This is a genomic window from Salinibacter altiplanensis (genome assembly GCF_002894645.1).
GTDB lineage: Bacteria > Bacteroidota > Rhodothermia > Rhodothermales > Salinibacteraceae > Salinibacter > Salinibacter altiplanensis.
Genome location: NZ_NCQY01000025.1, coordinates 69,352 through 93,995, shown reverse-complemented (window position 1 = coordinate 93,995; position 24,644 = coordinate 69,352). Strand labels below are relative to the sequence as shown.

Genomic DNA, 24,644 nt, shown 5'->3' with positions numbered 1-24,644 from the left:
TTAGCCGTACCTAGCCGGTCAACTGGTCCAAAAATTCGGGCACATATCCCCGTTTTAGCTGCGGGAGAGCAAAATGGCCCGAACTTTTCGTCAGCTACAGCGGAGAGTTATGCAGCGTTCTCTGCCTGATCCGCTTCTTCTGTTTGATTCTTTATTTCCTGAATACGGTCGCGGATGTAGGCTTTCTCCTCCCCGTAGCTCATTCCCTCGGTCTCCTGTCTGATGCTCTCACGGAGGGATCGCATCAACTGCACGGCGTCAAAATCCTTCTGCTTCTTACTCGTCATAGGGAAGCACCTCCTGTGGAGATCTGATTTCGAGCATCGGATATCCTTCTCGCAGGTTTACCGAATTGTATCCTCGAATCCGGTCGAGGTTGACGACATGCTTGAAGTTCCAGCTGACCAACACGTCAGTTCGGTGCACTGTGGCCGTCGCAATATGTTGAGCGTCCAATCGGCTTGCTTCTCCAACTACCCCGGAATGGAGGTACTGCTCGGCAAGATGGGAGGCCTCCTCAGTAAACTCGACATCCTCGCGATACGAGGAGGGGACCTTTTCTAACGTGCCCCGGACCTCAGCCGGGGCGCCTTCCAGTTCGAGCAAGGTGAGTTCTGATATCACGATTACGTCCTCTCCCCGACGAAACCGATCAAACAGCTGTTAGGAGGAGCCTTTAAACTCGTCGTCGAGGCAACCGCCAATCACCGAGGTATCTGTGTAGATGCGTCGTTTCATCCCTCAACGGTAGGAAGCGAAGGACAGAAATGCGACCGAAGCTGCATAACGGATTGAGCGCTGCGGTGCAGGATAACACCAGCACCACTGGCGGAATGTGCAAAAACGCTCTGTTACGGTACGGCGACCGGTTGAAGCCATCCCGCACTGCGTACGCAGTAGCGCATTGTTATACCGAAATGTACAATGTGAATATTTCCTACGACAAGAAGTCCTCCCAAGTGTTCGTCTCCTTATACTGCCAGTTTAAGTGACGCGATAAAGCATCAAGATCGCCAAACAAAGCCATGTCGTGGACACCGATCTGTGATAGCTTCCATTTCATGTGCCTCACCACCTTCCCTGGGATTGTGAATTTACTGACTGCGGGTTCTGATCCGGCGAAGCGACCTTCTTTTAGTGGAGCGAATCCCCTATTCCCGTAGGCATGTAGCGTGAACCATGATTCTTGAGCGGCGGCTCGATTCGCCAGATGGCTGGGCTTGTAAATCCAGGTACCGTTCACATCCAGAGGGTCAAACGCAGACAAATCTTCCGTCCTGTCCTGGACAATGGGAGGATCTTCTTCGTACCGAGTCATCGCAATTCGCCAAACAACAGCGTCCTCACCAGGATTAGCGTTCCGCACTGCGAACCACAGACTCGCTAACGGGTTTTCCGTCCAGTCTAAAAGCCTTGTTGCAAGGCCATGATGCTGACCGACGGTCATCCAGCCGAGAGTCGACTCCGGCACCGTATCCATAAGTTGAACTGCGCGGCGCCTAAAGGATGTGAGAATGCGGCTCTCGATCTTGAGTAACTCGCTCTTGCTGTTGCCTAATTCTTCTGCACCGCGTGCAATCTTCGGAAGAAGCGGCCAGTCCATTGCTTGTCCTCTGTAGAGCCGGAAGTCGAATTGGGCGGGAGCGACTTCAAGCTCTTCGTTCAGGAAATCCTCAACGCTCCGAAATTCTCCGGTGCTGGTGCTCATGGATTTTGGGGCATTGAGAAAAATCTGAGCTCGGTATAACGTAGTAGCTAAGGTGCGGAGGGCAGGAAAACCTCGAACAGAATGCAAGCCGACCAAAATGATAATTTTGGCCGCAGTTTCCATTCTTCGGCATCGCCATTCCCGTTCAGCGAAGTCGAAACTGCCGAACTGACCTAGATCGATGACGGCATCTGCCCTCCGTCAGCTGTAGCGCAGGGTTATACCGCCCTCTAAACCCCTGTAAATCTGGGAGTTTGGAGGGAGTATTTGGAAGCGCTTACAATATGGTGAGAAAAAGCAGGGTTTTCACTTCTCACCACGAATTTCCCCGTTTTCTATGGGATCAGTCGTGCCATATCCGTTTCCGAGGTCACGTATTCTATGTTTAACCTTTGGCTCGAACGACTCTCCTGTTATCTCCTCAAACGACTTATTCCTGTAAGGAGACTCAATATCTGCAAACTTTTTTATATCCTTCTTTTCGAGTTTTAGCATGGGCCTGTTTCGGTTTGTTAATTGACGCTCAGGTCGTCGCTTCGGATGAAAGTTTTCACCCTTGTAAGCGCCTTCTCTTTCGACTGGAGCCCGTTGGCACAGCAACTGCGCACTCTCTGTGTTTGGTTCACTGTCTTGGTCGTTTCTATTGACCAATCGTTCCCGTCCTCGCGCACCTGAATTTGGAAATTCCGACCATCGTCATCTTCCATTTCCCAAGCTTCATGGCCTGTATCGGAACCACTTGAATCCATTTGCCACTCAAGATAACGCTTCACACTACCCAGTTCATTCATCATTTCCCTAACTGAATTGTAACGATTATCTGGATCGATGCGTGTCGCCTTCCGAATCACGGTACGCAACTTCCGAGGTATGTGCGGAAGGAATCTGTCTCGGTCAGGAAAATCTCCTCCCACGACGGCGTGCTCTAATGAAGACTGCTTAGCGCTTTGCAGTTGTGTTTCCCACTCATCCGGAGTATTACAGAGGCGGTAGAGCGTCAATCCAGCTTGGTATATGTCAGTGGCCTGCGTCTGCACACCTGGGCTGACACGTTCTGGAGTGACGTGTGGAATATAAAACGGTGGATTGATTACAGAACCTTGTCCTCCCAGCCTTTCAGCAACTCCAAAATCCGTCAAGGCTGCCACATCTTCCCTCTTGAGAAGAACATTCGTGGGCTTGATATCAAAGTGCGCAAGATCTTTGCCGTGTATGAAAGCAAGACCAGTCAGGAATTGTAACCCGTACCGAACAATTTCTTTTACCTTCAAGGGTCTCTTCTGATGTAATCCAGCCAGCGACCCTCTCGGGTAGTAATCCATGACTATGTAGACATAATCTACTCCATTTACGGTTCCCTTTCCCGAAAAATGTACTGGAACAACATTAGGATGCCTCGACTCGTGCATTTTCTGAGCTTCCTCAAAGTACTCATTGAAATTTGAAAATTTTGATGCCTCTATTTCTTTTGCAGCTCTAATGGTGTCTAGCTGTATATCCCGTATTTTGTATACATCAGAGTTTGCACCCTGACCCACACCAACCTGATCTATCTTCTCGAATTCTACCTCAGTAGAGATGAGGTTATTTTTTGCTTTAATCATAGCTTTTAAAGGCTGTGTATGCTGCTAGAATACTTTCGATTTCTGGTGAACTGTACGTGTCCCAATCTGGATCATTTGCCGCTCCACTCCAGCGGTCACCAGATTTGATTTCTCTAAAATCACTACTCGTAAGATCAAGGTGCGGGGAGAGTGTGTTCACGTCCCCCGATATGTAGTGATCAGCCGTACTGCTCGCTACGGCCTCCTGGATCACTCCCTCGATTCTGTACCGTTCTGGATTACCGGTAGCTTGGGGATGATAGTCGGCCTCTTTGACACACGCCCGCTCTACTTCCTGTGCATCAAGCACGTCGAGCATGTTAGTTCGAACAAATTGTGCAAGGCTCGGTCCTTCAAGCGCCTCACGGGGTACGATGAGGTGTTGAGGTGGCCCATGACCTATACTACCGTCTTCATCGTCAACGATAGCAAAATAGATTTCACTTGGGCTCGACCGAATTCCAATAGCTGTTGCCATAGCTGAATAGACGAAGCTAGTTTCGATGCGGTGTAGCGGTCGAATTCAACTGCGAGGGGCACGCCAAGGTACGAACAGAGCGCGGGAGACACCCTCATCTGAAAACGGGCAGCCGCCCCTCGTGAGTTGAAATGGGTGTTATACGGCTTAACTGTTGCGTTCTATGGCGCTCCACAACTCTTCTACCGCTGGATCATGAATAGACTGTTCTTCGAGCATAGAGTAGATATTTCTCATGTACTCGATGCACTTACCATCTTTACCCTCAGCATTCTTGATCATCGTAGCAACCTCCTCTGTGCTCTTATCACCCACGTACGTGTCTGCTGATGTATCATTGATCGCTGTGTAAGCCTTGACATCTGTTCCGTCTGATAGCGTGATCTCCACTTCGACAATGTCGAAACTTGCACCCTCCCGATCTTTCAAATAAGCAATCACCTCTTCTTCTTGGTCGTCCGAGAAATTAAAGGCAGTCCCAACACACTTAACTCCAGTCTCTCGTTCGAGTCCAAGTGTCGGACAAGGCTCATCCGGACTGCCCCAGTTCAGAACTGATGCCTTATTGAAGGCTCGGCGATAACCAAGGAGCACTGCTTCTTCGCTCTTCTCGCTGTCGAATTCTGTTTCCCAATCGTCCCACATCAGCGATCCATAGCCAAATATCCACATTTTCCTGTGCGTCAATCCGAAATATGTCGAGTGTGCCGTATAACCTATAATTATATCAACATGATCAGGGCATCAACGTCCCCATCCCGCCAACCCTTTGGAAAATGTTAAGTTTCAAAAATAGCCCCGTGCATATGTCAATCGGGCTCCACTCGCAAAATATATCAACTGCTTTGACATATTCAATACGTGGGGGTTAATACACCGAGCCAGGGGAGGCTGGAAGGGCGACGGCCAGGAACAGGCCGCCGCGCTTCGCAGCGGTCGGGGCGCGGTTCGGAGCGCAGCCCAAGACTACTTCCTCACTGCCGTTCGGGGCGCCGGTCGTTCGCCGCTACGGCGTCGGGCCCCGCCCCAGCATCCATAGCGCGAGCCCGGCCCGCAGCGCCCAGGCGACGGTGCGGAGCCAGTTCGTGGCGACGAGGCGGCGGTGGGCCGCAGCGTCGAAGCCGTCGGTGAGGCGGGTGTGCAGCGGCACCTGTACGAGGCCCGTGGTGCCCCAGATGGCGAGCACGAGCGCCAGGCCCGCCCAGCCCATCCAGGCGGGCACACCCGGCGGCGGGGCCCAGGCGATCCACGCTGCGGTGACGAGCTCCGTCGTCATGGCCGGGCCCACGATCCACGTGATGCGTCGCATGTGGGCGGCCTGGAAATCTTCATAGTCCACCGTCCGGACGTAGCGGAAGAGGGGGTAGTGCACGCGCTGGACGACGAGGATGACCCCGAACATGAGCCAGGTCGCCGCGGCGTGGATGGAGAGAAGCATGGCGTCCTGTGTTAGAGCGTTCAACGTGAACGTCTTTCGCGGCGGGTGCCAAGTTGCGAAGTCCGGTCGAGATGCTGAGGCCCGCTGCTCCGTCCGGGGGCGAGACGCATCAACTCGTGTGGTCGGCCCAGACGGCATCCGCGGCGGTTCGGCCCGCGGCGAGGGCGCCGTTCAGCGACGCGGTGCGGCGGTGGTCGCCGCAGACGTAGAGGCCCGGGCGTCGGCGCACGGGCTGCTCGGGCGGGGACAGGAACGGCGGCGCTTGCTCGGGGAGGGCGTAGGGAATGTGCTGGGTCTGAAGGTGCGTCCACCCGCCGGCCGCGAGCCCGAACCAGTCGATTAACTGGGCCCGCACCGACCGCTGGAGTGCGGCCGTGTCCTCCGTCGGCGCGCCCACCACCACGACGGACACGAGGGCGCGGTCGTCCGGGGCGTAGCCGGGGGCCACGTCCGACGGCACGGCAAGGTTGTTGATGGGGCCGACGCCCTCGCCGTTCAGGACGAGAAACGGGTCGTCGAGTGGCGACCGGGGGGCGTCGTAGTAGAGACAGATCGTCGACCGGCCGTCGGTCGGAGACACGTCGCCCACCAGCCGATGTGCCTCTGGTGCCTCCGTGGCGATCACCACGTGTGGGGCCTCCATCGTCCCGCCGCCTGCCAGCGTGACCGTCTGGTCGTCGACCGCCGCCACGGGTGTATTGAGCTGCACGGCCGCGTCCGGCAGGTCCGCGCGCATCTGCTTCGGCATCCGGTCGATGCCGCCCGCGGGCAGCACCGTCCGGCCCTCCGCGAACATCTTGAAGACGAACTCGAACATGCGGCTCGACGCCTGCAGGGCCCGGTCGAAGAAGATGCCGCCGAGGAAGGGACGGAAGAAGCGGTTGACCATGACGGAGGAGAAGCCCCAGCGCTCCCGAAGCACATCGAGCGTGGGGCGCTCCGCCCGCTCCATAATCTGCGGGATCGACCGGCCGGCGAGGGTGCGGCGCAGCCGCAGCACCCGCAGCTTGTCGGCCAGCGTGCCGACGCGGGCCAGGGCGGTGCGCGGGGCGTCCCACGGGTGCCGGCGCGGATCGGCGACGCGGTGGAAGCGGCCGTTGTAGCGCACCAGGGCGCCGTCGTGGAAGGGGTGAAGGTCGAGTGCGTCGTAGTCGAGTGCGCGCTGGGTTTCGGGGTAGGCGGTGAGGAGCACCTGAAAGCCGCGGTCGAGCCGAAAGCCGTCGACCGTGTCGGTCCGGACGCGCCCGCCCACCCGGTCGGACGCCTCCAGTACCTGCACGTGAAGGCCGCGCTCGTGGAGGCGGCACGCACAGTTCAGGCCGGCCAGCCCGGCCCCAATCACGAGAACGTCGGGGGTCGCCATGAGGGAGCAAGGGTGCATGAGGAAACCACGGAGAGCAAGCAACGTCTCACCGGCCCTTCCGTTCGAGCCACGCCTCGAACGAACGCGGCGACCCATATGATCTTCTCACGTCCCTCCGAACCAGCCCTCGTCTTTCATGCCTGCCGTCCGTCCCGACGCCTCGGTGCAGATCGAATCCCTCCACGCCGACCTGGAGGCGCGCGTGGCTGCGCTCCGCGACGACCCCACGCCCGTTGACCGGTCGCGGGCCCGGGTGGAGGAGGCGCTGACCGACGGGGCGGCGCACTACGGCATCAACACCGGCTTCGGGGCGCTCGCTCAGGAACGCGTGCCGGAGGAGGACCTGGAGACGCTCCAGCGCAACCTTGTCTTTAGCCACGCGGTAGGGGTGGGCGACCTCGTGCCGAAGGCCCTCAGCCGCCTCATCCTGCGTCTCAAGATCCACGCGCTGGGGCTGGGTCACTCCGGCGTCTCGCGCGAGACGTTCGACCGGCTGCTCGTGTTTGCCGAGCGTGATCTCGTCCCGGCGATCCCGAGTCGGGGGAGCGTTGGGGCGTCGGGCGACCTCGCGCCGCTGGCCCACCTCGCGCTGCCCCTGCTCGGGGAGGGGCGCTTCTGGACCGACGACGGGAGCGACGTGCGGCCCGCCGAGTCCGTCCTTGACGAGCACGACCTGGCGCCGATCACGCTGCGGCCCAAAGACGGACTCGCCCTCATCAACGGCACCCAGCAGATGGGCGGGTACGCGGCCCACGTGCTCCATGAGGCCCACCGGCTCGTCACGATGGCCGACCTGCTCGCCGCCATGAGCCTGGAGGCGCTGCAGGGCAGCCTCAAGCCGTTCGACGAGCGGGTGCACGAGGTGCGGCCCCACCCCGGGGCGCAGCGGGTGGCCGAAAATGTCCGGACCCTCCTCACGGACAGCGAGATCCTGGAGTCGCACCGCCACTGCGGCAAGGTGCAGGACCCGTACTCCCTTCGGTGCGTGCCGCAGGTGCACGGCGCGAGCCGCGATGCGCTCCGCCACGCGACCGAGATGGTGGACCGCGAGATCAACAGCGTGACGGACAACCCGCTCGTCTTCGAGAACGGCGACGTGATCAGCGCCGGCAACTTCCACGGCCAGCCGCTCGCCCTGGCGCTCGACTACGCCGGGGTCGCGCTGGCCGAGCTGGCCAGCATCGCCGAGCGCCGCATCTACCTGCTGCTGGAAGGGCACGACGGCCTCCCCGAGCTGCTGATGGAGGACACGGGCCTCAACTCGGGCTACATGATGCCGCAGTACACCGCCGCCGCGCTGGTGTCGGAGAACAAGAGCCTCGCCCACCCGGCCTCCGTCGACTCCATCCCCACGAGCCGGGGGCAGGAGGACCATGTGAGCATGGGCAGCGTCGGGGCCGTCCAGCTGCTCGACATTCTGGAGAACGTGGAGCGCGTGCTTGCCATCGAGCTGCTCACCGCCGCGCAGGCCCTCGACTACCGCCGGCCGCTGCGGCCGGGCCGGGGCGTCGAGGTGGCCCACGAGACGGTCCGCGAGACGATTATGCACCGCGAGGAGGACTACCTGCTGGAGGACGACATCGACCAAAGCCTCGCGTTTGTGCGGGGACGGGCCCTGCTTGATCCCGTGACCGAAGCGCTGGGGGCGCTGAAGTAGGAGAGTGTAATGCGTGAAGGCGTAATGCGTGAGGACAGTCTCCCCATGGGTCATGCTTCACGAATTACGCGTCCGTCCGCCCCAGCACGTGCCGCAGGCCGTCCTCCAGCGCCGAGAAGCCGAAGTCGTACCCGGTCTCCTGGAGGCGCTCGGGCACGACGCGGGCACTGGTCAGGAGCATCTCGTCCGCCATCTCGCCGCCGACGGTGCGCACGACGGAGGAAGGGACGTTCAGGAAGGCCGGGCGACGCAGGACATCGGCCAGGGTGTTGGTGTACGCCTCCATCGTCACGGGAGAGGGGGCGGTGAGGTTGACGGGGCCCTCCAGGGCGTCCGTCCGGAGGGCGTGGTAGATCCCACCGAGCACGTCGTCAAGTGTAATCCAGGGGAAGTACTGGTGGCGCCTCCCCACCCGGCCCCCGAGGCCAAGCCAGAAGGCCGGCAGCATGAGGCGGAGCGCCCCGCCGGCGGGCGTCAGGACGATGCCGGTGCGCATCTGCACGGTCCGGATGCCGGCGGCCGCGGCGGGCTCGGGGGCCGCCTCCCAGGCCTCGCAGACCTCGCCCAGAAAGCCCGCGTTGCGCGGCGCACTCCCCTCGGTAATCCGGTCGGGTCCGTGGTCGCCGTAGTAGCCGACGGCGGAGGAGGAGACGAGCACCTCCGGCGGATCGTCGAGCCCGGCGAGGGCCTCGGCCAGGAGTCGGGTTCCGTCCGCCCGGCTGGAGTAGATGCGCTGCTTCTTCGCGGGGGTCCAGCGGCCGAATACGTTCTCCCCCGCCAGGTGGACCACCGCGTCGACACCCTCTAGCTTATCGGTCTCGACCCGGTCGGTGCGCGGGTCCCACAGGATTTCATCCGCGCCGGTGGGGCCGGAGCGGGTGAGGCGCTTTACGGTGTGCCCGCCGGTGGTGAGGAAGGGCACCAGATTCGAGCCGACGAGGCCGGACGTTCCGCTCACGGCAATCGTCAGGGACTGCGCGTCGGGGGGGCACCGCTGGTGCAGTGACAGGTCGCGGCGCGTAATGCGGTGGCGGTACGCGAACTGGCGGCGCAGCTCGGCCTCCAGCCACGGCGCGGCCCGTTGCCCCAACGCCCCGCCCGGCAGCTCGTACTCGACCCGATCCGTGAGAGTGGCACGCTCCGTGTCATCCGCGTCGGGCTCAAATCGGTGCGTGTGATCCCAGTGGGAAAACGGCCCTTGCACCTGCCGATCGCAAAACTGCCGGCCTTCGACGACGTCGTGGTGCTCGGCGACCCACTGTAACGTCAGGGGAGGGGGCCCCACCCGAAGCACGGCCCGGTCGCCCTCTGCAATGCCCTCAAACTGCTCCAGCCGCACCGGTGCCCACGGCGGCGTTAGGCGCTCAAAGGCCCCGGGGCGGCGGTGCCACTCGAAGAGAGCGTCGGCGGACACGCCGAGCGAGCTGAAGGCAGTAAATGTATTCATCGCGGCGAAACGGCATCGGCGAAGAAGAGGACTCGGGCACGTAACGGACTGGCAGACGGCGGGGGCAGTTTCGGGGCGTCGTGGGGCCGGGCGCCGCCGTCCGCCGGGCAGCGGTTCCGGAATTTGAGCACTCCGCAACGCGAGGCCGTGATTCGTACACAAGGCACACCGTCCGTCGAACCAAGAATCGTTGGTCGGGTACCACTGTCTCTCCGATCCGGTGCTCGTCCCCTCGTGTGCTCGACGCCCGCGGCAACACGGACCTCTCCAGATTTTCTTTGCCTGTTATGAGCGATGCTTCCGCCGCTTCCGGTTCCGCGAAGGATCCCGAGAACGAATCTGGATGGAGGCCCCGCACCAAGCGTGTCATTGCGCTCGGGGTCCTCGCGGTTGCGGTCGTAGGGCTGGCGCTTCCCAAGATCAGCGGGTCCGAGTCGTCCGGCGAGGACGGCGACAACGGCGGCGACGATGCGCCGTTGCGTGTGGAGGCGACGACGCTCCGGCCCGGCACCGTGACCGAGCAAACCCGCACGACCGGCACTTTGCGTGCAGACGAGTCGGTGGAGCTGACCGCAGAGTCCGACGGCAAAATTACGGCCATTCGCTTCGCAGAGGGCGACCGGGTGGAGGAGGGCGCGCTCCTCGTGCAGATCAACGACGCGGAGCTCCGGGCCGAGAAGCAGCGCCTGGAGCACCGCCTGTCGCTGGCCACCGACCGGGCGGAGCGTCAGAAGCGGCTGTTGGCGGAGGGAGGCGTGAGCCAGGAGGAGTACGACGCCACTGTGAACAAGGTCGAGGTGCTCCGATCGGAGCTGGACCTCGTGGAGGCCCGGATCGAAAAGACAAGGGTCCGGGCGCCGTTCGACGGCGTCGTGGGGCTGCGCGAGGTGAGCGAAGGAGCGTACGTCTCGCCGCAGACGACGATCGCGACCCTGCAACGGACCGATCCGATCAAGCTCGATTTCTCGGTCTCCGAGCAGTACGCTGCCCGCGTGCAGCCCGGCCAGTCCATCACCTTCGGCGTGCGGGGCCTGGAGCGGAGGCTGACGGGCACCGTCTACGCCAGCAACACGACGGTGAACGCCGACACGCGCACGCTTCAGATGCGGGCCCGGGCTCCCAACCCCGACGGCGCGCTCCGCCCCGGCATGTTTGCCGACGTGACCGTTCCGCTCGGAGAGGTGACGGACGCGATCATCGTGCCGTCGTTCGCGGTGGTGCCCACCCTCGACGGCCAGCGTGTCTTCGTGGCCGAGAATGGCGCCGCCCAGCCCCGCAACGTTACGCTCGGCGTTCGCACCGACTCGACCGTACAGGTGACCGACGGCCTCTCGCTGCGCGACACCGTCATCACGTCCGGCATTCAGAGTCTGCGCGCCGGCCTTCCCATTCGCCTCGAAATGCCTGAATGACACGTGATCTACGACGCGTGACGGCTGCCCACTGCTTCCAATCACGCATCACGATTCACGCATCACGCACGCCGACGTCTGTTCCAGCCTCCTCCTGTTCGGGCTGGCAGATCCGACGTTAACCAACGCCCCACCCTCATGAGCCTCTATTCCCTCAGCATCCGGCGGCCCGTTCTGTCGACGGTGTTTGCGCTGCTCATCATGATTTTTGGGGCGGTGGGCTTCTACTTTCTGGGCGTGCGGGAGTACCCGGCCGTCGACCCGCCCATCATCAGCGTGAGCACCCAGTACCGCGGCGCCAACGCCGACGTGATCGACTCGCAGATCACCGAGCCGCTGGAGGAGCAGATCAACGGCATCGACGGCATCCGTACCATCGAGTCCGTCAGCCGCGAGGGGCAGTCCACCGTTACCGTCGAGTTTGACCTGGGGGCCAACCTCGAACGGGCGGCCAACGACGTGCGCGACCGTGTGAGCCGGGCCCAGCAACAGCTCCCGCCCGACGCCGAGCCCCCCAGCGTGTCGAAGTCCGACGCCAGTGCGCCGCCGATCGTGTTTCTGAACATCGAGTCGGAGACGCGGAGCCTGATGGAACTGACCGAGATCGCGGACAAGCGGTTCAAGGAACGGCTCCAGACGATTGAGGGGGTGAGCCGGGTCGACATCTGGGGGGAGAAGACCTATTCGATGCGCCTGGAGCTCGACCCGCAGCGGCTGGCGGCCTACGATTTGACGCCGCTCGACGTGCGCCAGGCCCTTGACCGGTCGAACGTCGAGCTGCCCTCGGGCCGGATCGAGGGCGAGACCATCGAGCTCACGGTGCGGACGAAGAGCCGCCTCGAAACCGTCGAGGACTTCAACTCGCTCATCCTTAAGCAAAGCCCCGACGGGCAGACCGTGCGGCTGTCGGACGTGGGCACGGCCGACATTGCCCCCCTCAACAAGCGGACGCTCCTGCAGCGCGACAACGTGCCCATGGTGGGGGTCGTGCTGCGGCCGCTTCCGGGGGCAAACTATATCGACATCGTCGATGAGTTTTACCGCCGGGTCGACAACATCGAGGCGGAGCTGCCGGGCGACCTCGAGCTGGGCATCGGCTTCGACAACACCGAGCCGATCCGCGACAGCATCAGCGAGGTGCAGCAGACGATCTTCATCGCGTTTCTCCTCGTGGTGCTGATCATCTTCCTGTTCCTGCGCGACTGGCGCTCCACGATCATTCCACTCATCGTGGTGCCGATTGCGCTGACGGGGTCGTTCTTCGTGATGTACGCGATGGGCTTCTCGATCAACGTGCTCACGCTGCTCGCGCTCGTGCTCGCCATCGGGCTGGTGGTGGACGACGCCATCGTGGTGCTGGAGAACATCTACGCGAAGATCGAGGAGGGCAAGGACCCGATGGTCGCGGGGCTGGAGGGCACGCGTGAGATCTTCTTCGCGGTCGTGGCGACCTCCATGTCGCTGGTGATCATCTTCGCCCCCATCATCTTCATGGGTGGGCTCACCGGCCAGCTCTTCCAGGAGTTTGGGATGGTGATCGCCGGGGCGGTGGCCTTCTCCTCGTTCGTGGCGCTCACGCTCACGCCGATGCTGTCGACCCGCCTGCTGAAGCAGCGGGACGAGAAGCCCTGGATCTACCGCAAGACGGAGCCGGTCTTCGAGTATCTGACCGATGCCTACCGGCGCTCGCTGAAGGCGTTCATGGAGTACCGCTGGGCGGCGTTCGTCATCATGGCCGGGTGTGGGGTCGTCATCACGGCCTTTTACGTTGCGCTGCCGCAGAAGCTGGCCCCGCTGGAGGACCGGAGCCTCGTGCGCATGAACGCGACGGCCCGCGAGGGGGCGACCTACGACTACATGAGCGGGTACGTGGACAGGATGTACGAGGCCCTGAACGAGACCCTCCCGGACGCGCACCAGCGGTCGACCATCTCGGTCACCTCGCCGGGTTTTGGGGCGGCCAGTTCGGTCAACTCGGCGTTCATGTTTACGCGCCTCGTGCCGCCGTCGGAGCGGGACGTCTCGCAGATGCAGTACGCCGACAGTCTGCAGGCGGCGCTCGGGGAGCTGGAGGGGGCGCGCACCTTCGTCTCGCAGGAGCCGACCATCTCGGTCGGCGGGGGGGGCGGCGGCCTGCCCGTCCAGTACGTGCTGCAGACCTCCAGTGTCGAGAACCTCCGCGAGGCGCTGCCCACCTTCCTGGAGCGGGCACGGCAGCAGGAGGAGCTGGGCGTGGTGGACGTCAACCTGAAGTTCAACAAGCCGGAGCTGCAGGTGGAGATCGACCGCGATCGGGCCAACAACATCGGCGTCTCGCCGCTCGACGTGGCGCAGACGCTGCAGCTGAGCCTCGCGGAGCAGCGGGTGGGCTACTTCGTGCAGGACGGGGAGCAGCGCCAGATTCTCGCGACGGTCGACGAGGCGGATCGCAATGCCCCGATCGACCTGACAAGCCTGTACGTGCGCTCCGCGGGTGGGGAGCCGGTGCCGCTCGACAACCTCGTGTCGGTGAGCGAGCAGGCCACGCCGCCCCAGCTCTTTCGCTTCAACCGCTACATGTCTGCCACCGTCAGTGCGCGCCCGGCGCCCGGCAATACGATCGAAGACGGCATCGGGGCCATGGACCGCGTGGCGGACGACGTGCTCGGGCCGTCCTTCTCGACAACCCTCACCGGCCAGTCGCGCGACTTCCAGGAGACCTCGAACCAGTTGCTCTATGTCTTCGGCCTGGCGCTCGTCCTGATCTACCTGGTGCTCGCGGCCCAGTTTGAGAGCTTCCGCGACCCGCTCGTCATCCTCTTCACCGTGCCACTGGCCCTGGCCGGGGCAATGCTGTTCCTCTGGTACTTCAACCAGACGATCAACATCTTCAGCCAGATTGGCATGGTGATGCTGATTGGGCTGGTGGCGAAGAACGGCATCCTCATCGTCGAGTTTGCGAACCAGCGCAAGGCGGCGGGCCTGTCGATCCGGGAGGCGATCGAGGAGGCGGCGGCGGTGCGCTTCCGGCCCATTCTCATGACGGCCCTCTCCACGATCCTCGGCGTGCTGCCCATCGCCCTGGCGCTGGGGGCCGGGGCGGAGAGCCGTGTCCCGATGGGCGTGGCCGTGATTGGCGGACTCCTCGTGGGCACCTTCCTCTCGCTCTACGTGATTCCTGCCACCTACACCTACCTCACGAGGGAGGACGCGGGGCCCGTGCTGGTGGGCGACGGCGGCGCCGGTGGGGATGGGCTGCCGGAGGAGGAGGTGGCGCCGCAACAGCAGGAACTGGCGTCTGGGTAGAGGCGCGGCGGTCGGTATTGCGTATCTCGCATGGTGTATTTGATGCGGGAAACGTGATCCGTAACGTGACCCGTGAGGGGGGCCACCGGTCCTTTACCCCGCATCCCGCGTCACGAATTCCACATCATTCCTCGCACATCACTTCTCACGCGCTCTGTACATGAATCCATTTCTTCGTCTCGCCCTGGTCCTTCTCGTCGGGGCCGTGCTCGTGCCGTCGCCCACCCACGCCCAGCAGTCGCCGCCTCGAGACACCCTCCGCCTCGACGACGCGATCCAGCGGGCGCTCGACGACAACCGGCAGGCCCAGATCGCGCGTCGGGAGACGGACATCGCCGAGAACAATGTCTCCCTCGGCAACGCCGGCTTCCTGCCCACCCTGTCGGGGCAGGCCAACTACTCGGAAACCACCACCAACTCGGAGCAGGTGTTCTTGTCCGGAGAGACACAGAGCACGGACGGGGCCACGTCGACCCAGTCCGGCGCCGGGGCGGACGCGCGGTGGACCGTGTTCGACGGCCTACGGCCGTTCGCGACGTACGACCGCCTTGGGGCGGAGCGGGACCGACAGGCCGCCGCCACCGAGGAGCAGATCGAGACCCTGGTGGCCGACGTGGTGGAGGGCTACTACGACGTGGCGCGGCAGCAGCAACAGCTCGCGGTGCTGCGGGAGGCGGTCGCCATCTCGCGCGAGCGGCTGCGCATCACGGAGTTGCGGCGGGACCTCGGGTCGGCCTCCGACCTGGAGGTGCGGCAGGCGCGCGTGGACCTGAACGCCGACTCGACGGAGGCCCTGCGGCAGGCGGTGGCCCTCAGCAACACGAAGAATCAGCTCAACCAGCTTCTCGCCCGTCCCGACGACGCCTCCACCCGGTACGCGGTCGCCCCCACGATCCAGGTGGACACGAGCCTGCAGTACGCGCCGACCCAGCAGACGGCCCTCCAGGAGAGCCCCGCCCTCACCCAGGCCCGCCAGGCCCTGCGGGCGGCCCGGGCGGAGCAGCGGGAGCTGCGGGCCGACTTCTTTCCCACCATCGACCTGACGGCGGGCCTCAACTACTCGCAGCTGAATGCGGAAAGCGGCTTCGTGCAGGAAAACACGAGCACGGAGTTTACCTACGGGGTGTCGATCACCCTCGATCTCTTCGACGGGCTGAACCGGTGGCGGCGCACCCAGAACGCCGAGGTGCGTGCCACCAACGCCCGCCTCGCCGTGGAGGATGTGCGGTCGCGGCTCGTTACCGAACTTACGAACGCGTACGAGCGGTACCAGAATCGCCTCCGGCTCGTGGCCCTCGAACAGCAGAACCGGGAGGCGGTGCGGGCAAACGTGGACGTGGCCCTGGAGCAGTTCGAGCAGGGCACCATCACGAGCGTCGAGCTCCGCGAGGTGCAGGAACAGTTCATTCAGGCCGAAAGCCGGCTCCTCACGGTGCAGTTCGAGGCGAAGCAGGCAGAGGTGGAGCTTCGGCGCCTCAGCGGACAACTGCTCGACCGATACTAACGTGAAGCGCGCCCGCGGGATCTCCCGGGGATTACATCCGGCAGGTACGAATGTCGGTGACGATGACGCCCCGGGCGTCGAGCTCGGTGAGGTCGTCCATCACGGTGTTGACGGACTCGCGCTCGATCATGGCCTTCACGGCCACCCACCCGTCCTTGTTGAGGGGCGAGACGGTGGGGGACTCGATGCCGGGGGTAATCTCGCGGGCCTCGGAGAGGTTCGCCTCTGGCAGATCGTACTCCACGACCACGTACTCCCGGGCCACAATGATGCCCTTCACCCGCTCGGCAAAGTGCTGGGCGGCGTCCTTCTCCATTGTGCGTCCGTTCTGGGCAACCAGCACGGCCTCGGTGTTGAGGATGGGGGCGCCGATCGTCGCAAGCCCGGCCTCGTCGATGGTGCGGCCGGTCTGGACCACGTCGGCAATCACGTCGGCCACGCCGAGCTGGATTGAGATCTCGACGGCGCCATCCAGTGAGATGACCCGGGCGTCCACGCCCCGCTTTTCGAGGTCGCGGCGCACGAGGGTATCGTAGGAGGTAGCGATGCGCGTGTCGGCGGTAAAGTCGCCGGGTGTTACGTCGCTGGACTTGGGCGCAGCGTAGCAGAAGCGGGCCGCGCCGAAGCCGAGGTCCAAGACGCGGTTCACGTCGGCCCCGCTGTCGTACGTAAGGTCGAGGCCCGTTACGCCCAGGTCGATGATGCCCCTGCTCACGTACGTTGCGATGTCGCGGGGGCGCAGGAAGACGAACTCAACGCCGTAGTCCGGGTCGCGCACGGACAATTCGCGGCCGCGACGGCGGCAGTTGTAGCCGGCCTGATCGGCCAGGTCGACGGCACCGTCTGCGAGGGCGCCTTTGTTCGGAAGAGCGATTTGCAGCATTGGGGAAGTCTGTTGGTGGAGAAAAATGAATTCGGGCCTGGGTCGGGGCCACCACGTGTCCATGGAGGCGTGCGGGAAGCGAGAAATGTGGGGCCGACGCCCTCATCAGGGGGTCTCCCCGTTTCGCCCCCGCGGCGCTACAGGTGCTCGTAGACATCCTCAAGGTCGAGGTCGCAGGCAATCATGAGAACCTGCAGATGGTAGAGAAGCTGAGAAATCTCCTCGGCGGTGCGGCCGGGGCCCTCGTGCTCGGCGGCCATCCACACCTCCCCGGCCTCCTCGATCACTTTTTTGCCAATGGCGTGGCGCCCTTCCTGCACGGCCTGGACGGTCCCCGAGTCCGGGGCCTCCCGGTTGACCTTGTCGGTAAGTTCGGCGAACAGTTCCTCGAAGCGTTTCATGACGCGGAAGAAATCGGAAGAAGAGCCAACGATAGAATACGGGACGGCCTCGCCCTCGCAAACGACGAGATGGGTGATTGTCGAAGAATTCAGGGCAGCGTGGCCTGACTTCTGCGTGACGGGCGTCTGGCGCCAGTGATCGTGGACGGGACCGGCCTGTGAGACGCGGCCGTAAAAATTCGGGAAGGGGAATTCACCGGGCTTGCAGGTGCCCTTCCTAGTTCGGTATACTAGTATGCTTCCCACTAGCCTTTGATTGACGAACGCACCCCTGCGCCATGTCCAATCCGCTCTCCCTCCGGTCTTCGTACACGGCCCTCGTCGACGCGCTCCGTGAGGAACAGGCATCCGCGCTCCTCCAGGCAGTTGGGGTGGTTGGCTTTGCCCTGTTGACGGCCGCCGCGGCACAGATGAACCTTCGGGTCTACCTCTGGGAGGTCCCCATTACCCTGCAGACCGCGGCCGTTTACGCCAGTGGGTTGTACTTGGGATGGCGCAACGGACTGCTTGCCCAGGCCCTGTACCTGGGGCTTGGTCTCTTTCTTCCGGTGTTCGTGGGAGACGGATACGGCACAAGCTACCTCTTTGGTGCCGTCTCGGCCGGCTACCTGCTCTCCTATCCGTTCGCGGCGGCAGTCATCGGGGCCCTTTCGAGGCGGTGGAAAGCGTTTTCCGGAAGCACACTTGCCTCCATGGTTGGGGCGGCCCTTGTCTTCGTGTGCGGCGTCGTGTGGCTGCACTACGCGGCCGGGCATGGCACCTGGATGGAGTCGATTGACAAGGGCTTCCTTCGCTTCGCGGTGATCGACCTGGTGAAGGTCCTTGGCGTTGGTTTCCTCTACAGCGGGACGCGCTACTTGGCCCGTGATAACGCGTAGCGTCCAGGAGGAAGGCGAAGGCGGGGTGGGGGATGGAGAGGATGACGAGGGTGGGGCCGCCTGCGCTTCGCGCTGCCCTTCTACAGGTCATTGAGGTCTAATTTCTCCTTGATGGCCTTGTAGACCTCCCACGAGATGAGCACGGCATGCGGCTCGTTGTTCTTTTGAACGAGCACGCCGTTGTTCGTCGATTGCACCTGCTCGATGAGGTCAGAGGTTTCCGATCGTAGCTCGGTGATGGTGGCGACGGCATCTACGCCTTCAGTACTGTACATTGGTGGGGATAAGAAACTGGTGTAGGAGATTGTGGTCCATGAAGGCGGGAGTACTAACACGGACAGACATCGCCTCTGTCGTTTCAGGATGCAACGTCTATCCCGCTATTCTTTCAAAAACTACCTTACTATCTCGGAAAAGATCCCTGGACAAGAAAGGCGAGAAATAAGAGGCATGCGCAGAAAAATGCGACGGACGCCACAGAAGCGTAGGGGAAGATTACAGGGAGGGTTTTGACGCATACAACCGTTGTTGTTTGCGCCCATGTCGTCGATTGCGTGTGCCGTGTGCGGCCCCCGGTGTGAGCGGTAGGATCTGCTGCACGACGAACAGTGTACCGGGGGAATAACGTGTGCCGATTGCCCCAGGGCCGGCCATTCCCAGGACGTCCGAAACCGACGTGCCTTGAGAGTCTGTTTTAATTTGTCTCTCGGGCACCCCGGAGAGTACTTCCCCGCCTTGCTCGGGGCGCTGCGAGCGGCCTTGACGGCTGCAAATCGCCCCCTCGCTCGACCGGCAGTACCACTACAGGCCGCGTTCAGGGTGCGATTTTCGCTCTGTCGATTCTCGCTCTCGCGATCCGGCCCAAAATCAAAACCAGACTCTGAGCGTCGGCGAACAGCAAGGGACACTTGGCAGCCTCAGGACGCATCCCCGGAGTGCTTCCGCTTCGTCCGAAGAGATCCTTCGCCGTTACTCGAGACGATCTGCCACGAGGTTTTCATCGCGTAGTGCGGTGGCGGGGAGGCGAGGGTGCGTTGGGGGCGCGGGTCGTGTCTTGGTCGCAGGAACGCATCGGTCTGAGAAGATGCCTTGTTCCCCTGGCCCCTATTTCTCTTGCTTGGACCTCATCCGACGAGTGAGGCCAAGAGGCGGTGCTGTGCCGGCGCGTGCATCTGTCTCCGTGTTCGGGGGCTACGGGGGGCTTGACCGTGCATATTCCGGCCGACGAAGCGCCCCGCTTCGTGCAATTGGGAGGGGCTGTTGCGGAACCCGCTGAGCAGCCGGTGCGGGTGGCTGGTAACGGAAGCACCCGCATGTGCGCCCAGGTCACGAGTCTGCCCACGCCCGCACACTGAATCTAAGCGACCAGTAATGTTGAGCGAGGGCCCAGGACATGTGGTCGGTTCATCCCGTGCCATGGGCCTCGCTCGACGGGCCGACGACCCCGGATGCGAGAGCGGCTCCCAAACGCGACTCGGTGACAGGCGGCTGAGGCAACTCCACGCAGGGCCCGGTCGATCCGGTGGTTCGCTCTGAGAATGGTCGGCTTTGCGGAGGCGGGCACAATATTTGTTCGGTGATTCCAAGCAGTATTTCTCCGAACAAGATGCCGTCTCATGCCTCGACCGACTTCGATTGCGCCTACTGCCGTGTGCTGCCTCCTTGTCTTCGCATCGGTAGGACTGGGGGGATGCGCGACCCTTATCCACGGCTCCTCGCAGGAGGTGACCGTTGAGTCTGCCCCCTCTGAGGCGCAGGTTGAGGTGGACGGCCGCCCCGTGGGGGAGACGCCTACGACAGCGGTTCTGGAGCGGGACCGGGAGTATGCGATTAGCATCTATCAGGAGGGGTATGAGCCCTACCACACGACCCTTCGTCCGGGGCGCAGCCTCTGGGCCACAGTCAATGTCCTGAACTTCTTTATTCCGGGCCTGCTCATAGACGCCTCCACCGGGGCGCTTCATGCCCTTGACCCCGGCACCGTTGCGCCCGAGCTACAGCCGGTAGACTCGAGTGCCGTGGACCTGCCCACACCCGACGAGAGAGAGGGAGAGACCCCCTAGCAGGGTGCTTGGATATTCGTCCCTGGAGCGGGAGGTAACGACGTGCGCCCCCTTGCGATCGTGCCTGCCCGAAGGGACCCGGCCTGACATGGGGCGGACCCGCTAGTCGATCGACAGTTCGCTCACGCGCTGCTCAGCCTCGTCGAGTCGGTCGAGGCACTCATTGGCCAGGGCCACGCCCTCTTCGTAGGCGTCGATCGCCTCGTCCAGTGAGGGAGAATCGTCTTCAAGGGTGTCGACGATGTCCTCGAGGCGTTCCAGGGTGTCTTCAAACGTGCGATCGGTGTCGTCGGGCGTGTCGGGCATGGGAGGACGATGCAGCGTTGCCGGCGGTGGGGGGAGAGGGGGCGAAGCAGTCCTGTCTAAATGTGTTGAAAGCCCGGTCGGTTCGGAAGGAAGGGATGGACGGGGACCGTGGCGGTGTCTATCCTATGTGGTACACGCATTCACCTTCCCTTACGATTTTTCCTTCCCGCCATGGATCTCGGACTTCAAAATCGAACCGCCATCGTCACCGGTGCGAGCCGTGGCATTGGCAAGTACATTGCGCAGGCCCTCGCCCGCGAGGGGTGCGACGTAGCCATCTGTGCCCGCACCGAATCGGATCTCGAAGAGGCCGCGGCGGAGATCCAAGAGACGGGGGCGGAGGTGCTGGCCCTGCCCATGGACGTCACGGAGGCGGGCGAGCCGGAGCGCCTCGTGAAAGAAACCCACGCCCGATTTGGACGCATCGATACCTACGTGGGCAACGTGGGGGGCAACCGGCGTGGCAGCTTCGAAGAGCTGTCGGACGAGGACTGGGAGGACCTGATGGACCTGAACTTCATGTCGCACGTCCGCGTGAGCCGGGCGGCCGTTCCGCACATGCGGGAGGTGGAGGGGGCCTCCATCTGCTACATCTCGTCCATCTTTGGGCGGGAGCTGGGGGGCGCGGGCCTGTCGCTCTACAACACGACCAAGTCGGCGCTCATCAGTGTGAGCAAGGTGATGGCCCAGGACCTTGCCCCGGAGATCCGGGTCAACAGCGTGGCGCCGGGCTCCATCCGCTTCCCGGGCGGCAGTTGGGACCAGCGCGTGAAGGAGAAGCCAGAGGAGATGGAGCAGTTTGTTGAGGAGAACATCGCGATCGAGCGCTTCGGGCGTGCGACCGAGGTGGCCGACGCCGTCACGTTTCTCTGCTCCGAGCGGGCCAGCCTCATCACCGGGGCCTGCATCAACGTGGACGGCGGCCAAAGCCAGTCCCTGATCTAGCGGCTACGTCGCACTTGGGGCGGAGGCCGAGGCCGAGGGCACCTGTGTCGGGCGTTCCTCCTCGTCGAGGGCGACGAGGACGAAGCGCCCCGTGCAGGCAAGCATGCGGTCGTGCGCATCCATCGGCTCGACGAACATGTCGACCCGAACCGTGAGGGAGGTGCCCCCGGTGTCCGTAACCTGCGCCACGAGCTCCACGATCGTGCCCTCGGGCACCGGGTGCTTGTAGTCGATTTCGCTCGTGTGAACGGTGACGACTTTCGTGCGGCACCACCGGGTCGCACAGATGAACGCAGCCTGGTCCATCCACCCCATGGCGGTGCCCCCGAAAAGCGTGTGGTAGTGATTGGTATCGCCCGGAAAGACGGCGTGCACCATGCGCGTTTCCGCCGCTTCACTCTCGAGGACGTCGTGGGAGTCTGGGGAGGGAGAGGGCATCAGAACAAGAGGGGGTGGGAGAAGACGAGTCGGGTACGGGCCTCATCCTTCGCAGCTGCTACACGTCAGGATCTCCCGAGAGAAGTCCTGTGCGGCGTTGACGCCATTTTGGTAGTAGAGCGACTTGACGCCCTTCCTCCACGCCTCAATGTACAGCTGGTTGATGTCCTTCGCCGGGGTTGAGTTCGGGTCGATGGCCAGGTTTAGCGACTGCGACTGATCGATGTGCTTCTGGCGGGCGGCCGCCTGGTTTACAATGGCCATCTGACTGATCTCGCTGAATGTTTTGAACACGTCCTTCTCCCTCTCGGTCAGGATGTCGAGGTGCTGCACCGAGCCGTCGTGGAGGGCAATCTCGTCCCACACCTCGCGGGTGTTTTTGCCCTTCTGTTCCAGCAGTGCCGTGAGGGATGGGTTCCGGTAGGTGACCTTCATCTTGGCCCGATCCTGCACGTGGTAGTTGCTCTTGATGGGCTCGATGGAGGGGCTGACCTGCCCGAGGATAAAGCTCGACGACTTGGTCGGGGCCACGGCCATCGTCGTGGCGTTGCGGCGCCCGTAGCCGTCCAGGACCGGCGGCTCGCCGAAGCGGTCCGCCAACTCCGCGGACGCGGCGTAGGACCGGTCCTTGATCGTCTGCGCGAGGTCGGTGCCGATGGTGGTGGCCTCCGCCGACTCGAACGGGATCATGTTGGCCTGTAGGTAGGAGTGCCAGCCCAAGATGCCGATGCCGATGGCGCGGTGCCGCTTCGCAAAACGCACGGGCCGTTGCATATGAGCCATGTCCTCCGCCCCCTGAATAAACTCCTCCATCACCGCATCGAGGAAGTAGGTGAGCGTCTCGACCGCGTCGGTGTCCTTCCACTCGTCGTAGTGGAGGGCATTCATCGACGAGAGGCAGCACACGAAGCTCTCGTCCGGGCCTGAGGGCAGTGCAATCTCGGAGCAGAGATTTGACGCGTGAATGTCGTAGCCCTTGTCCTTGTAGACCTGCGGCTTGCCGGCTTCGACGTTGCCGCGGAAAAGGAGGTACGGGATGCCAAGCTCCATGCGCTGCTCGATCACGCTCGCCCAGAGCTCGCGCTTCTCTTCGTCGCCGTCGATCATCTCCCGCATCCACGCATCGCCGATCACGACGCCGTACATCATCGTTTGAATGGCGTCGCCCTCGGTCTGGATGTTGAGCCACTCTTCGATGTCGGGGTGCTCGATGTCGATGTAGCCGGCGAAGTGGCCGCGGCGCGTTTCGCCCTGGCTCACCACGTTGATCACCTTGTCGAAGAGCTGGGCAAAGGGGTAGGTGCCGTTGGAGGTGCCGTTGTTGGTGATGGGGGCGCCACGGGGACGAATGTCGCCGAAGTAGCCACTGGTGCCGCCGCCCACCTTTGTCATCATGCCCACCTCGGCATGGGTGTCGAGGATGGAGGTCATCGTGTCTTCGAAGTAGGACCCGAAGCACGAGATGGGCAGGCCCCGGTCGAGGCCGAAGTTCGACCACACTGGAGAGGCGAGGGAGTAGTAGCCGCGGCTCATGTACGTGTAGAACCGGTCGGCAAAGCCATCGACGCCGAGAATCGACTCGGCGTGTTCGGCGATCTCGCGGACCCGCTCTTTGGGCGTGGTGTCGTCGAGCAAGTAGCCGCGACGGAGAAACGTCCTGGCGTGCTCGTTGAGCCAGGCAAAATCGCGGGATGAGTCGGTGGTGGGGAGGGAGAGGGCGGGCTGAGCCATCGCGGCGTTGGGCAGAGAGAAAAAAGAACGGAAGCGGTCGGGGACACCAGTCTCTAGAAGAGGTCGCTGCTACTCACGCTCTGCGTCATTTTCGAATAGCTGGTGCCCCGCTTCGAAAAGAAGTCGTTGCCCTTCGTGAGCAGAATCTCTTCGTGAAACCAGCGGGTTTCGTCGCGCCGCTCGGGGTCGACCTCAAAGATCGGGGGGACATCCACATTGCGAAGCGACTCGTTGAACTTGTCACGCAGGAAGGTGTCAACGACGGGACGCGGCAGGAAGTCCAGCTCGCCGTCCGCGAAGATCCAGTCGAGCACCTTGTGCTCGGCCTGATACGCACGCCGGCAGGCAGCCTGGACCTCCGCGTCGAAGTCGGCCCCGAACCAATCGGGGTGTTCCTCCCGGATGACGTCGATCAGCTCCACCCCGAAGAGGCCATGGATCTGCTCTTCCTTGGAGGTGGCCTCCACGGCATTTGCGACGCCTTTGAACTTTTTCTCGTACTTGTCGAACGAGAGCATGATGAGGAACTGACTGAACAGGCTCACATGCTCGGTGAAGATCGAAAAGAGAAGAATGGAGAAGGCGAAATCGCGGTCCGTGCCGCCGTCATTCTGCAAACAGGCATCCAGGTACTCAATCCGGTCGGCAATTGCAGGAATTTGCTCGACGCGTGCGAACCGATCATCCAGGCCCAAGAGGTCGAGAAGGTGGGAGTACGCGTCCATGTGGCGAACTTCCGACTCGGCGAACGTCATGCCGACGGCGCCGATTTCAGGCTTCGGCATGCGGTGGTACAGGTCGGCCCAGAAGGTCTTCACGGACACCTCGATCTGGGCGATGGCAAGCATCGTTTTGGTGATGACACTGCGCTCGGTGTCGGTGCAGTTGACGTGGAAGTCCTGGACGTCCCCTTCGAAGGTAAACTCGTCGTGAACCCAGTAGGAATGACGAATGGCGTCCTTGAAGTCCAGCAGGTGCGGATACTCATAGGGCTTGAGGTTGACGCGCTCGTCGAAAATGTCCATGGCAGGCGGAGGAACGGTGCGGTAGATGCGGGGCAGGGGCGGAGCAGACAGAAGAAACGCGTTAGACGATGCGCCACA

Annotated in this window: 24 protein-coding genes; 7 read left to right on the top strand and 17 right to left on the bottom strand. The window is 62.8% G+C overall.

The window, feature by feature from the left end; all coding sequences use genetic code 11:
• Positions 1-107: 107 nt before the first annotated feature.
• The 9 genes from B7R93_RS11955 to B7R93_RS11920 all read right to left on the bottom strand — a co-directional run bounded on the left by B7R93_RS11955 (position 108) and on the right by B7R93_RS11920 (position 6,591).
• Positions 108-287 carry a hypothetical protein gene (locus B7R93_RS11955; protein ID WP_103020986.1) on the bottom strand — a complete coding sequence of 60 codons (180 nt, stop codon included), beginning with the start codon at positions 285-287 and terminating at the stop codon, positions 108-110.
• Positions 277-606 carry a PIN domain-containing protein gene (locus B7R93_RS11950; RefSeq protein ID WP_232798377.1) on the bottom strand — a complete coding sequence of 110 codons (330 nt, stop codon included), beginning with the start codon at positions 604-606 and terminating at the stop codon, positions 277-279. The genes B7R93_RS11955 and B7R93_RS11950 overlap by 11 nt, the downstream gene beginning before the upstream one ends.
• 331 nt (positions 607-937) lie before the next feature.
• Positions 938-1,708: an FRG domain-containing protein gene (locus tag B7R93_RS11945; RefSeq protein WP_157942286.1), complete on the bottom strand. Its 771-nt coding sequence runs from the start codon at positions 1,706-1,708 to the stop codon at positions 938-940.
• Positions 1,709-2,014: 306 nt separating this feature from the next.
• Positions 2,015-2,203 carry a hypothetical protein gene (locus B7R93_RS15355; protein WP_157942285.1) on the bottom strand — a complete coding sequence of 63 codons (189 nt, stop codon included), beginning with the start codon at positions 2,201-2,203 and terminating at the stop codon, positions 2,015-2,017.
• A 17-nt stretch (positions 2,204-2,220) separates the two neighbouring features.
• Positions 2,221-3,312, bottom strand: a complete 1,092-nt coding sequence (locus B7R93_RS11940; protein ID WP_103020984.1) for a serine/threonine-protein kinase — start codon at positions 3,310-3,312, stop codon at positions 2,221-2,223.
• Positions 3,305-3,631, bottom strand: a complete 327-nt coding sequence (locus tag B7R93_RS15350; RefSeq protein ID WP_157942284.1) for a hypothetical protein — start codon at positions 3,629-3,631, stop codon at positions 3,305-3,307. Before B7R93_RS15350 ends, B7R93_RS11940 begins: the two co-directional genes overlap by 8 nt.
• Positions 3,632-3,937: 306 nt before the next feature.
• A complete protein-coding gene (locus B7R93_RS11930; RefSeq protein WP_103020982.1) occupies positions 3,938-4,462 on the bottom strand; it encodes a gamma-glutamylcyclotransferase in 525 nt (174 codons plus the stop codon).
• A gap of 334 nt (positions 4,463-4,796) precedes the next feature.
• The gene (locus B7R93_RS11925; protein ID WP_103020981.1) at positions 4,797-5,228 is read right to left on the bottom strand and encodes a hypothetical protein; all 432 of its coding nucleotides are present in this window, start codon (positions 5,226-5,228) and stop codon (positions 4,797-4,799) included.
• 109 nt (positions 5,229-5,337) lie between these two features.
• Positions 5,338-6,591, bottom strand: a complete 1,254-nt coding sequence (locus tag B7R93_RS11920) for a protoporphyrinogen/coproporphyrinogen oxidase (protein ID WP_232798376.1) — start codon at positions 6,589-6,591, stop codon at positions 5,338-5,340.
• 136 nt (positions 6,592-6,727) lie between these two features.
• Between B7R93_RS11920 and hutH the strand changes: the two genes are divergently transcribed.
• The gene (hutH, locus tag B7R93_RS11915) at positions 6,728-8,248 is read left to right on the top strand and encodes a histidine ammonia-lyase (protein WP_103020979.1); all 1,521 of its coding nucleotides are present in this window, start codon (positions 6,728-6,730) and stop codon (positions 8,246-8,248) included.
• 64 nt (positions 8,249-8,312) lie between these two features.
• Here hutH and B7R93_RS11910 read toward each other — a convergent pair whose 3' ends face one another.
• Positions 8,313-9,695 carry a TIGR01777 family oxidoreductase gene (locus tag B7R93_RS11910; protein WP_103020978.1) on the bottom strand — a complete coding sequence of 461 codons (1,383 nt, stop codon included), beginning with the start codon at positions 9,693-9,695 and terminating at the stop codon, positions 8,313-8,315.
• Positions 9,696-9,982: 287 nt separating this feature from the next.
• Between B7R93_RS11910 and B7R93_RS11905 the strand changes: the two genes are divergently transcribed.
• From B7R93_RS11905 to B7R93_RS11895, 3 genes are all read left to right on the top strand, one after another.
• Positions 9,983-11,107, top strand: a complete 1,125-nt coding sequence (locus B7R93_RS11905; RefSeq protein WP_103020977.1) for an efflux RND transporter periplasmic adaptor subunit — start codon at positions 9,983-9,985, stop codon at positions 11,105-11,107.
• 138 nt (positions 11,108-11,245) lie between these two features.
• A complete protein-coding gene (locus B7R93_RS11900; RefSeq protein WP_103020976.1) occupies positions 11,246-14,392 on the top strand; it encodes an efflux RND transporter permease subunit in 3,147 nt (1,048 codons plus the stop codon).
• Positions 14,393-14,552: 160 nt separating this feature from the next.
• Entirely contained in the window at positions 14,553-15,896 is a 1,344-nt protein-coding gene (locus B7R93_RS11895; RefSeq protein WP_103020975.1) for a TolC family protein, read from the top strand.
• A 31-nt stretch (positions 15,897-15,927) separates the two neighbouring features.
• Here the strand turns inward: B7R93_RS11895 and hisG are convergent, their stop codons facing one another.
• Together hisG and B7R93_RS11885 are read right to left on the bottom strand one after the other, a co-directional pair.
• The gene (gene hisG, locus B7R93_RS11890; RefSeq protein WP_103020974.1) at positions 15,928-16,779 is read right to left on the bottom strand and encodes an ATP phosphoribosyltransferase; all 852 of its coding nucleotides are present in this window, start codon (positions 16,777-16,779) and stop codon (positions 15,928-15,930) included.
• A 137-nt stretch (positions 16,780-16,916) separates the two neighbouring features.
• Positions 16,917-17,180, bottom strand: a complete 264-nt coding sequence (locus B7R93_RS11885; protein ID WP_103020973.1) for a phosphoribosyl-ATP diphosphatase — start codon at positions 17,178-17,180, stop codon at positions 16,917-16,919.
• A gap of 278 nt (positions 17,181-17,458) precedes the next feature.
• Between B7R93_RS11885 and B7R93_RS11880 the strand changes: the two genes are divergently transcribed.
• Positions 17,459-18,058 (top strand): biotin transporter BioY, encoded by a 600-nt coding sequence (locus B7R93_RS11880; RefSeq protein WP_103020972.1) that lies wholly within the window; start codon positions 17,459-17,461, stop codon positions 18,056-18,058.
• Positions 18,059-18,138: 80 nt separating this feature from the next.
• On the opposite strand, the gene B7R93_RS11875 is transcribed toward B7R93_RS11880, so the two are convergent.
• Positions 18,139-18,333 carry a type II toxin-antitoxin system Phd/YefM family antitoxin gene (locus B7R93_RS11875; protein ID WP_103020971.1) on the bottom strand — a complete coding sequence of 65 codons (195 nt, stop codon included), beginning with the start codon at positions 18,331-18,333 and terminating at the stop codon, positions 18,139-18,141.
• 1,341 nt (positions 18,334-19,674) lie between these two features.
• Between B7R93_RS11875 and B7R93_RS11870 the strand changes: the two genes are divergently transcribed.
• Entirely contained in the window at positions 19,675-20,121 is a 447-nt protein-coding gene (locus tag B7R93_RS11870; RefSeq protein WP_103020970.1) for a PEGA domain-containing protein, read from the top strand.
• A 102-nt stretch (positions 20,122-20,223) separates the two neighbouring features.
• On the opposite strand, the gene xseB is transcribed toward B7R93_RS11870, so the two are convergent.
• The gene (gene xseB / locus B7R93_RS11865; protein ID WP_103020969.1) at positions 20,224-20,427 is read right to left on the bottom strand and encodes an exodeoxyribonuclease VII small subunit; all 204 of its coding nucleotides are present in this window, start codon (positions 20,425-20,427) and stop codon (positions 20,224-20,226) included.
• A 171-nt stretch (positions 20,428-20,598) separates the two neighbouring features.
• Here xseB and B7R93_RS11860 point away from each other — a divergent pair, with 171 nt between their 5' ends.
• The gene (locus B7R93_RS11860; protein WP_103020968.1) at positions 20,599-21,372 is read left to right on the top strand and encodes an SDR family NAD(P)-dependent oxidoreductase; all 774 of its coding nucleotides are present in this window, start codon (positions 20,599-20,601) and stop codon (positions 21,370-21,372) included.
• Between the two features lie 3 nt (positions 21,373-21,375).
• Here the strand turns inward: B7R93_RS11860 and B7R93_RS11855 are convergent, their stop codons facing one another.
• From B7R93_RS11855 to B7R93_RS11845, 3 genes are read right to left on the bottom strand one after another with little or no spacing between them, the layout of a single operon-like run.
• Positions 21,376-21,810 (bottom strand): acyl-CoA thioesterase, encoded by a 435-nt coding sequence (locus B7R93_RS11855; protein WP_103020967.1) that lies wholly within the window; start codon positions 21,808-21,810, stop codon positions 21,376-21,378.
• Positions 21,811-21,852: 42 nt separating this feature from the next.
• Positions 21,853-23,541, bottom strand: coding sequence for a ribonucleoside-diphosphate reductase subunit alpha (locus tag B7R93_RS11850; RefSeq protein ID WP_103020966.1), 1,689 nt, complete (start codon positions 23,539-23,541; stop codon positions 21,853-21,855).
• 53 nt (positions 23,542-23,594) lie between these two features.
• Positions 23,595-24,566, bottom strand: coding sequence for a ribonucleotide-diphosphate reductase subunit beta (locus tag B7R93_RS11845; protein WP_103020965.1), 972 nt, complete (start codon positions 24,564-24,566; stop codon positions 23,595-23,597).
• Positions 24,567-24,644 lie beyond the last annotated feature (78 nt).

Bases quoted from the DNA above. Each gene is read 5' to 3' on its own strand.
- B7R93_RS11955 (WP_103020986.1), bottom strand. From the start codon at position 287: ATGACGAGTAAGAAGCAGAAGGATTTTGACGCCGTGCAGTTGATGCGA.
- B7R93_RS11945 (WP_157942286.1), bottom strand. From the start codon at position 1,708: ATGAGCACCAGCACCGGAGAATTTCGGAGCGTTGAGGATTTCCTGAAC.
- B7R93_RS15355 (WP_157942285.1), bottom strand. From the start codon at position 2,203: ATGCTAAAACTCGAAAAGAAGGATATAAAAAAGTTTGCAGATATTGAG.
- B7R93_RS11940 (WP_103020984.1), bottom strand. From the start codon at position 3,312: ATGATTAAAGCAAAAAATAACCTCATCTCTACTGAGGTAGAATTCGAG.
- B7R93_RS15350 (WP_157942284.1), bottom strand. From the start codon at position 3,631: ATGCTCGACGTGCTTGATGCACAGGAAGTAGAGCGGGCGTGTGTCAAA.
- B7R93_RS11930 (WP_103020982.1), bottom strand. From the start codon at position 4,462: ATGTGGATATTTGGCTATGGATCGCTGATGTGGGACGATTGGGAAACA.
- B7R93_RS11925 (WP_103020981.1), bottom strand. From the start codon at position 5,228: ATGCTTCTCTCCATCCACGCCGCGGCGACCTGGCTCATGTTCGGGGTC.
- B7R93_RS11920 (WP_232798376.1), bottom strand. From the start codon at position 6,591: ATGGCGACCCCCGACGTTCTCGTGATTGGGGCCGGGCTGGCCGGCCTG.
- hutH (WP_103020979.1), top strand. From the start codon at position 6,728: ATGCCTGCCGTCCGTCCCGACGCCTCGGTGCAGATCGAATCCCTCCAC.
- B7R93_RS11910 (WP_103020978.1), bottom strand. From the start codon at position 9,695: ATGAATACATTTACTGCCTTCAGCTCGCTCGGCGTGTCCGCCGACGCT.
- B7R93_RS11905 (WP_103020977.1), top strand. From the start codon at position 9,983: ATGAGCGATGCTTCCGCCGCTTCCGGTTCCGCGAAGGATCCCGAGAAC.
- B7R93_RS11900 (WP_103020976.1), top strand. From the start codon at position 11,246: ATGAGCCTCTATTCCCTCAGCATCCGGCGGCCCGTTCTGTCGACGGTG.
- B7R93_RS11895 (WP_103020975.1), top strand. From the start codon at position 14,553: ATGAATCCATTTCTTCGTCTCGCCCTGGTCCTTCTCGTCGGGGCCGTG.
- hisG (WP_103020974.1), bottom strand. From the start codon at position 16,779: ATGCTGCAAATCGCTCTTCCGAACAAAGGCGCCCTCGCAGACGGTGCC.
- B7R93_RS11885 (WP_103020973.1), bottom strand. From the start codon at position 17,180: ATGAAACGCTTCGAGGAACTGTTCGCCGAACTTACCGACAAGGTCAAC.
- B7R93_RS11880 (WP_103020972.1), top strand. From the start codon at position 17,459: ATGTCCAATCCGCTCTCCCTCCGGTCTTCGTACACGGCCCTCGTCGAC.
- B7R93_RS11875 (WP_103020971.1), bottom strand. From the start codon at position 18,333: ATGTACAGTACTGAAGGCGTAGATGCCGTCGCCACCATCACCGAGCTA.
- B7R93_RS11870 (WP_103020970.1), top strand. From the start codon at position 19,675: ATGCCTCGACCGACTTCGATTGCGCCTACTGCCGTGTGCTGCCTCCTT.
- xseB (WP_103020969.1), bottom strand. From the start codon at position 20,427: ATGCCCGACACGCCCGACGACACCGATCGCACGTTTGAAGACACCCTG.
- B7R93_RS11860 (WP_103020968.1), top strand. From the start codon at position 20,599: ATGGATCTCGGACTTCAAAATCGAACCGCCATCGTCACCGGTGCGAGC.
- B7R93_RS11855 (WP_103020967.1), bottom strand. From the start codon at position 21,810: ATGCCCTCTCCCTCCCCAGACTCCCACGACGTCCTCGAGAGTGAAGCG.
- B7R93_RS11850 (WP_103020966.1), bottom strand. From the start codon at position 23,541: ATGGCTCAGCCCGCCCTCTCCCTCCCCACCACCGACTCATCCCGCGAT.
- B7R93_RS11845 (WP_103020965.1), bottom strand. From the start codon at position 24,566: ATGGACATTTTCGACGAGCGCGTCAACCTCAAGCCCTATGAGTATCCG.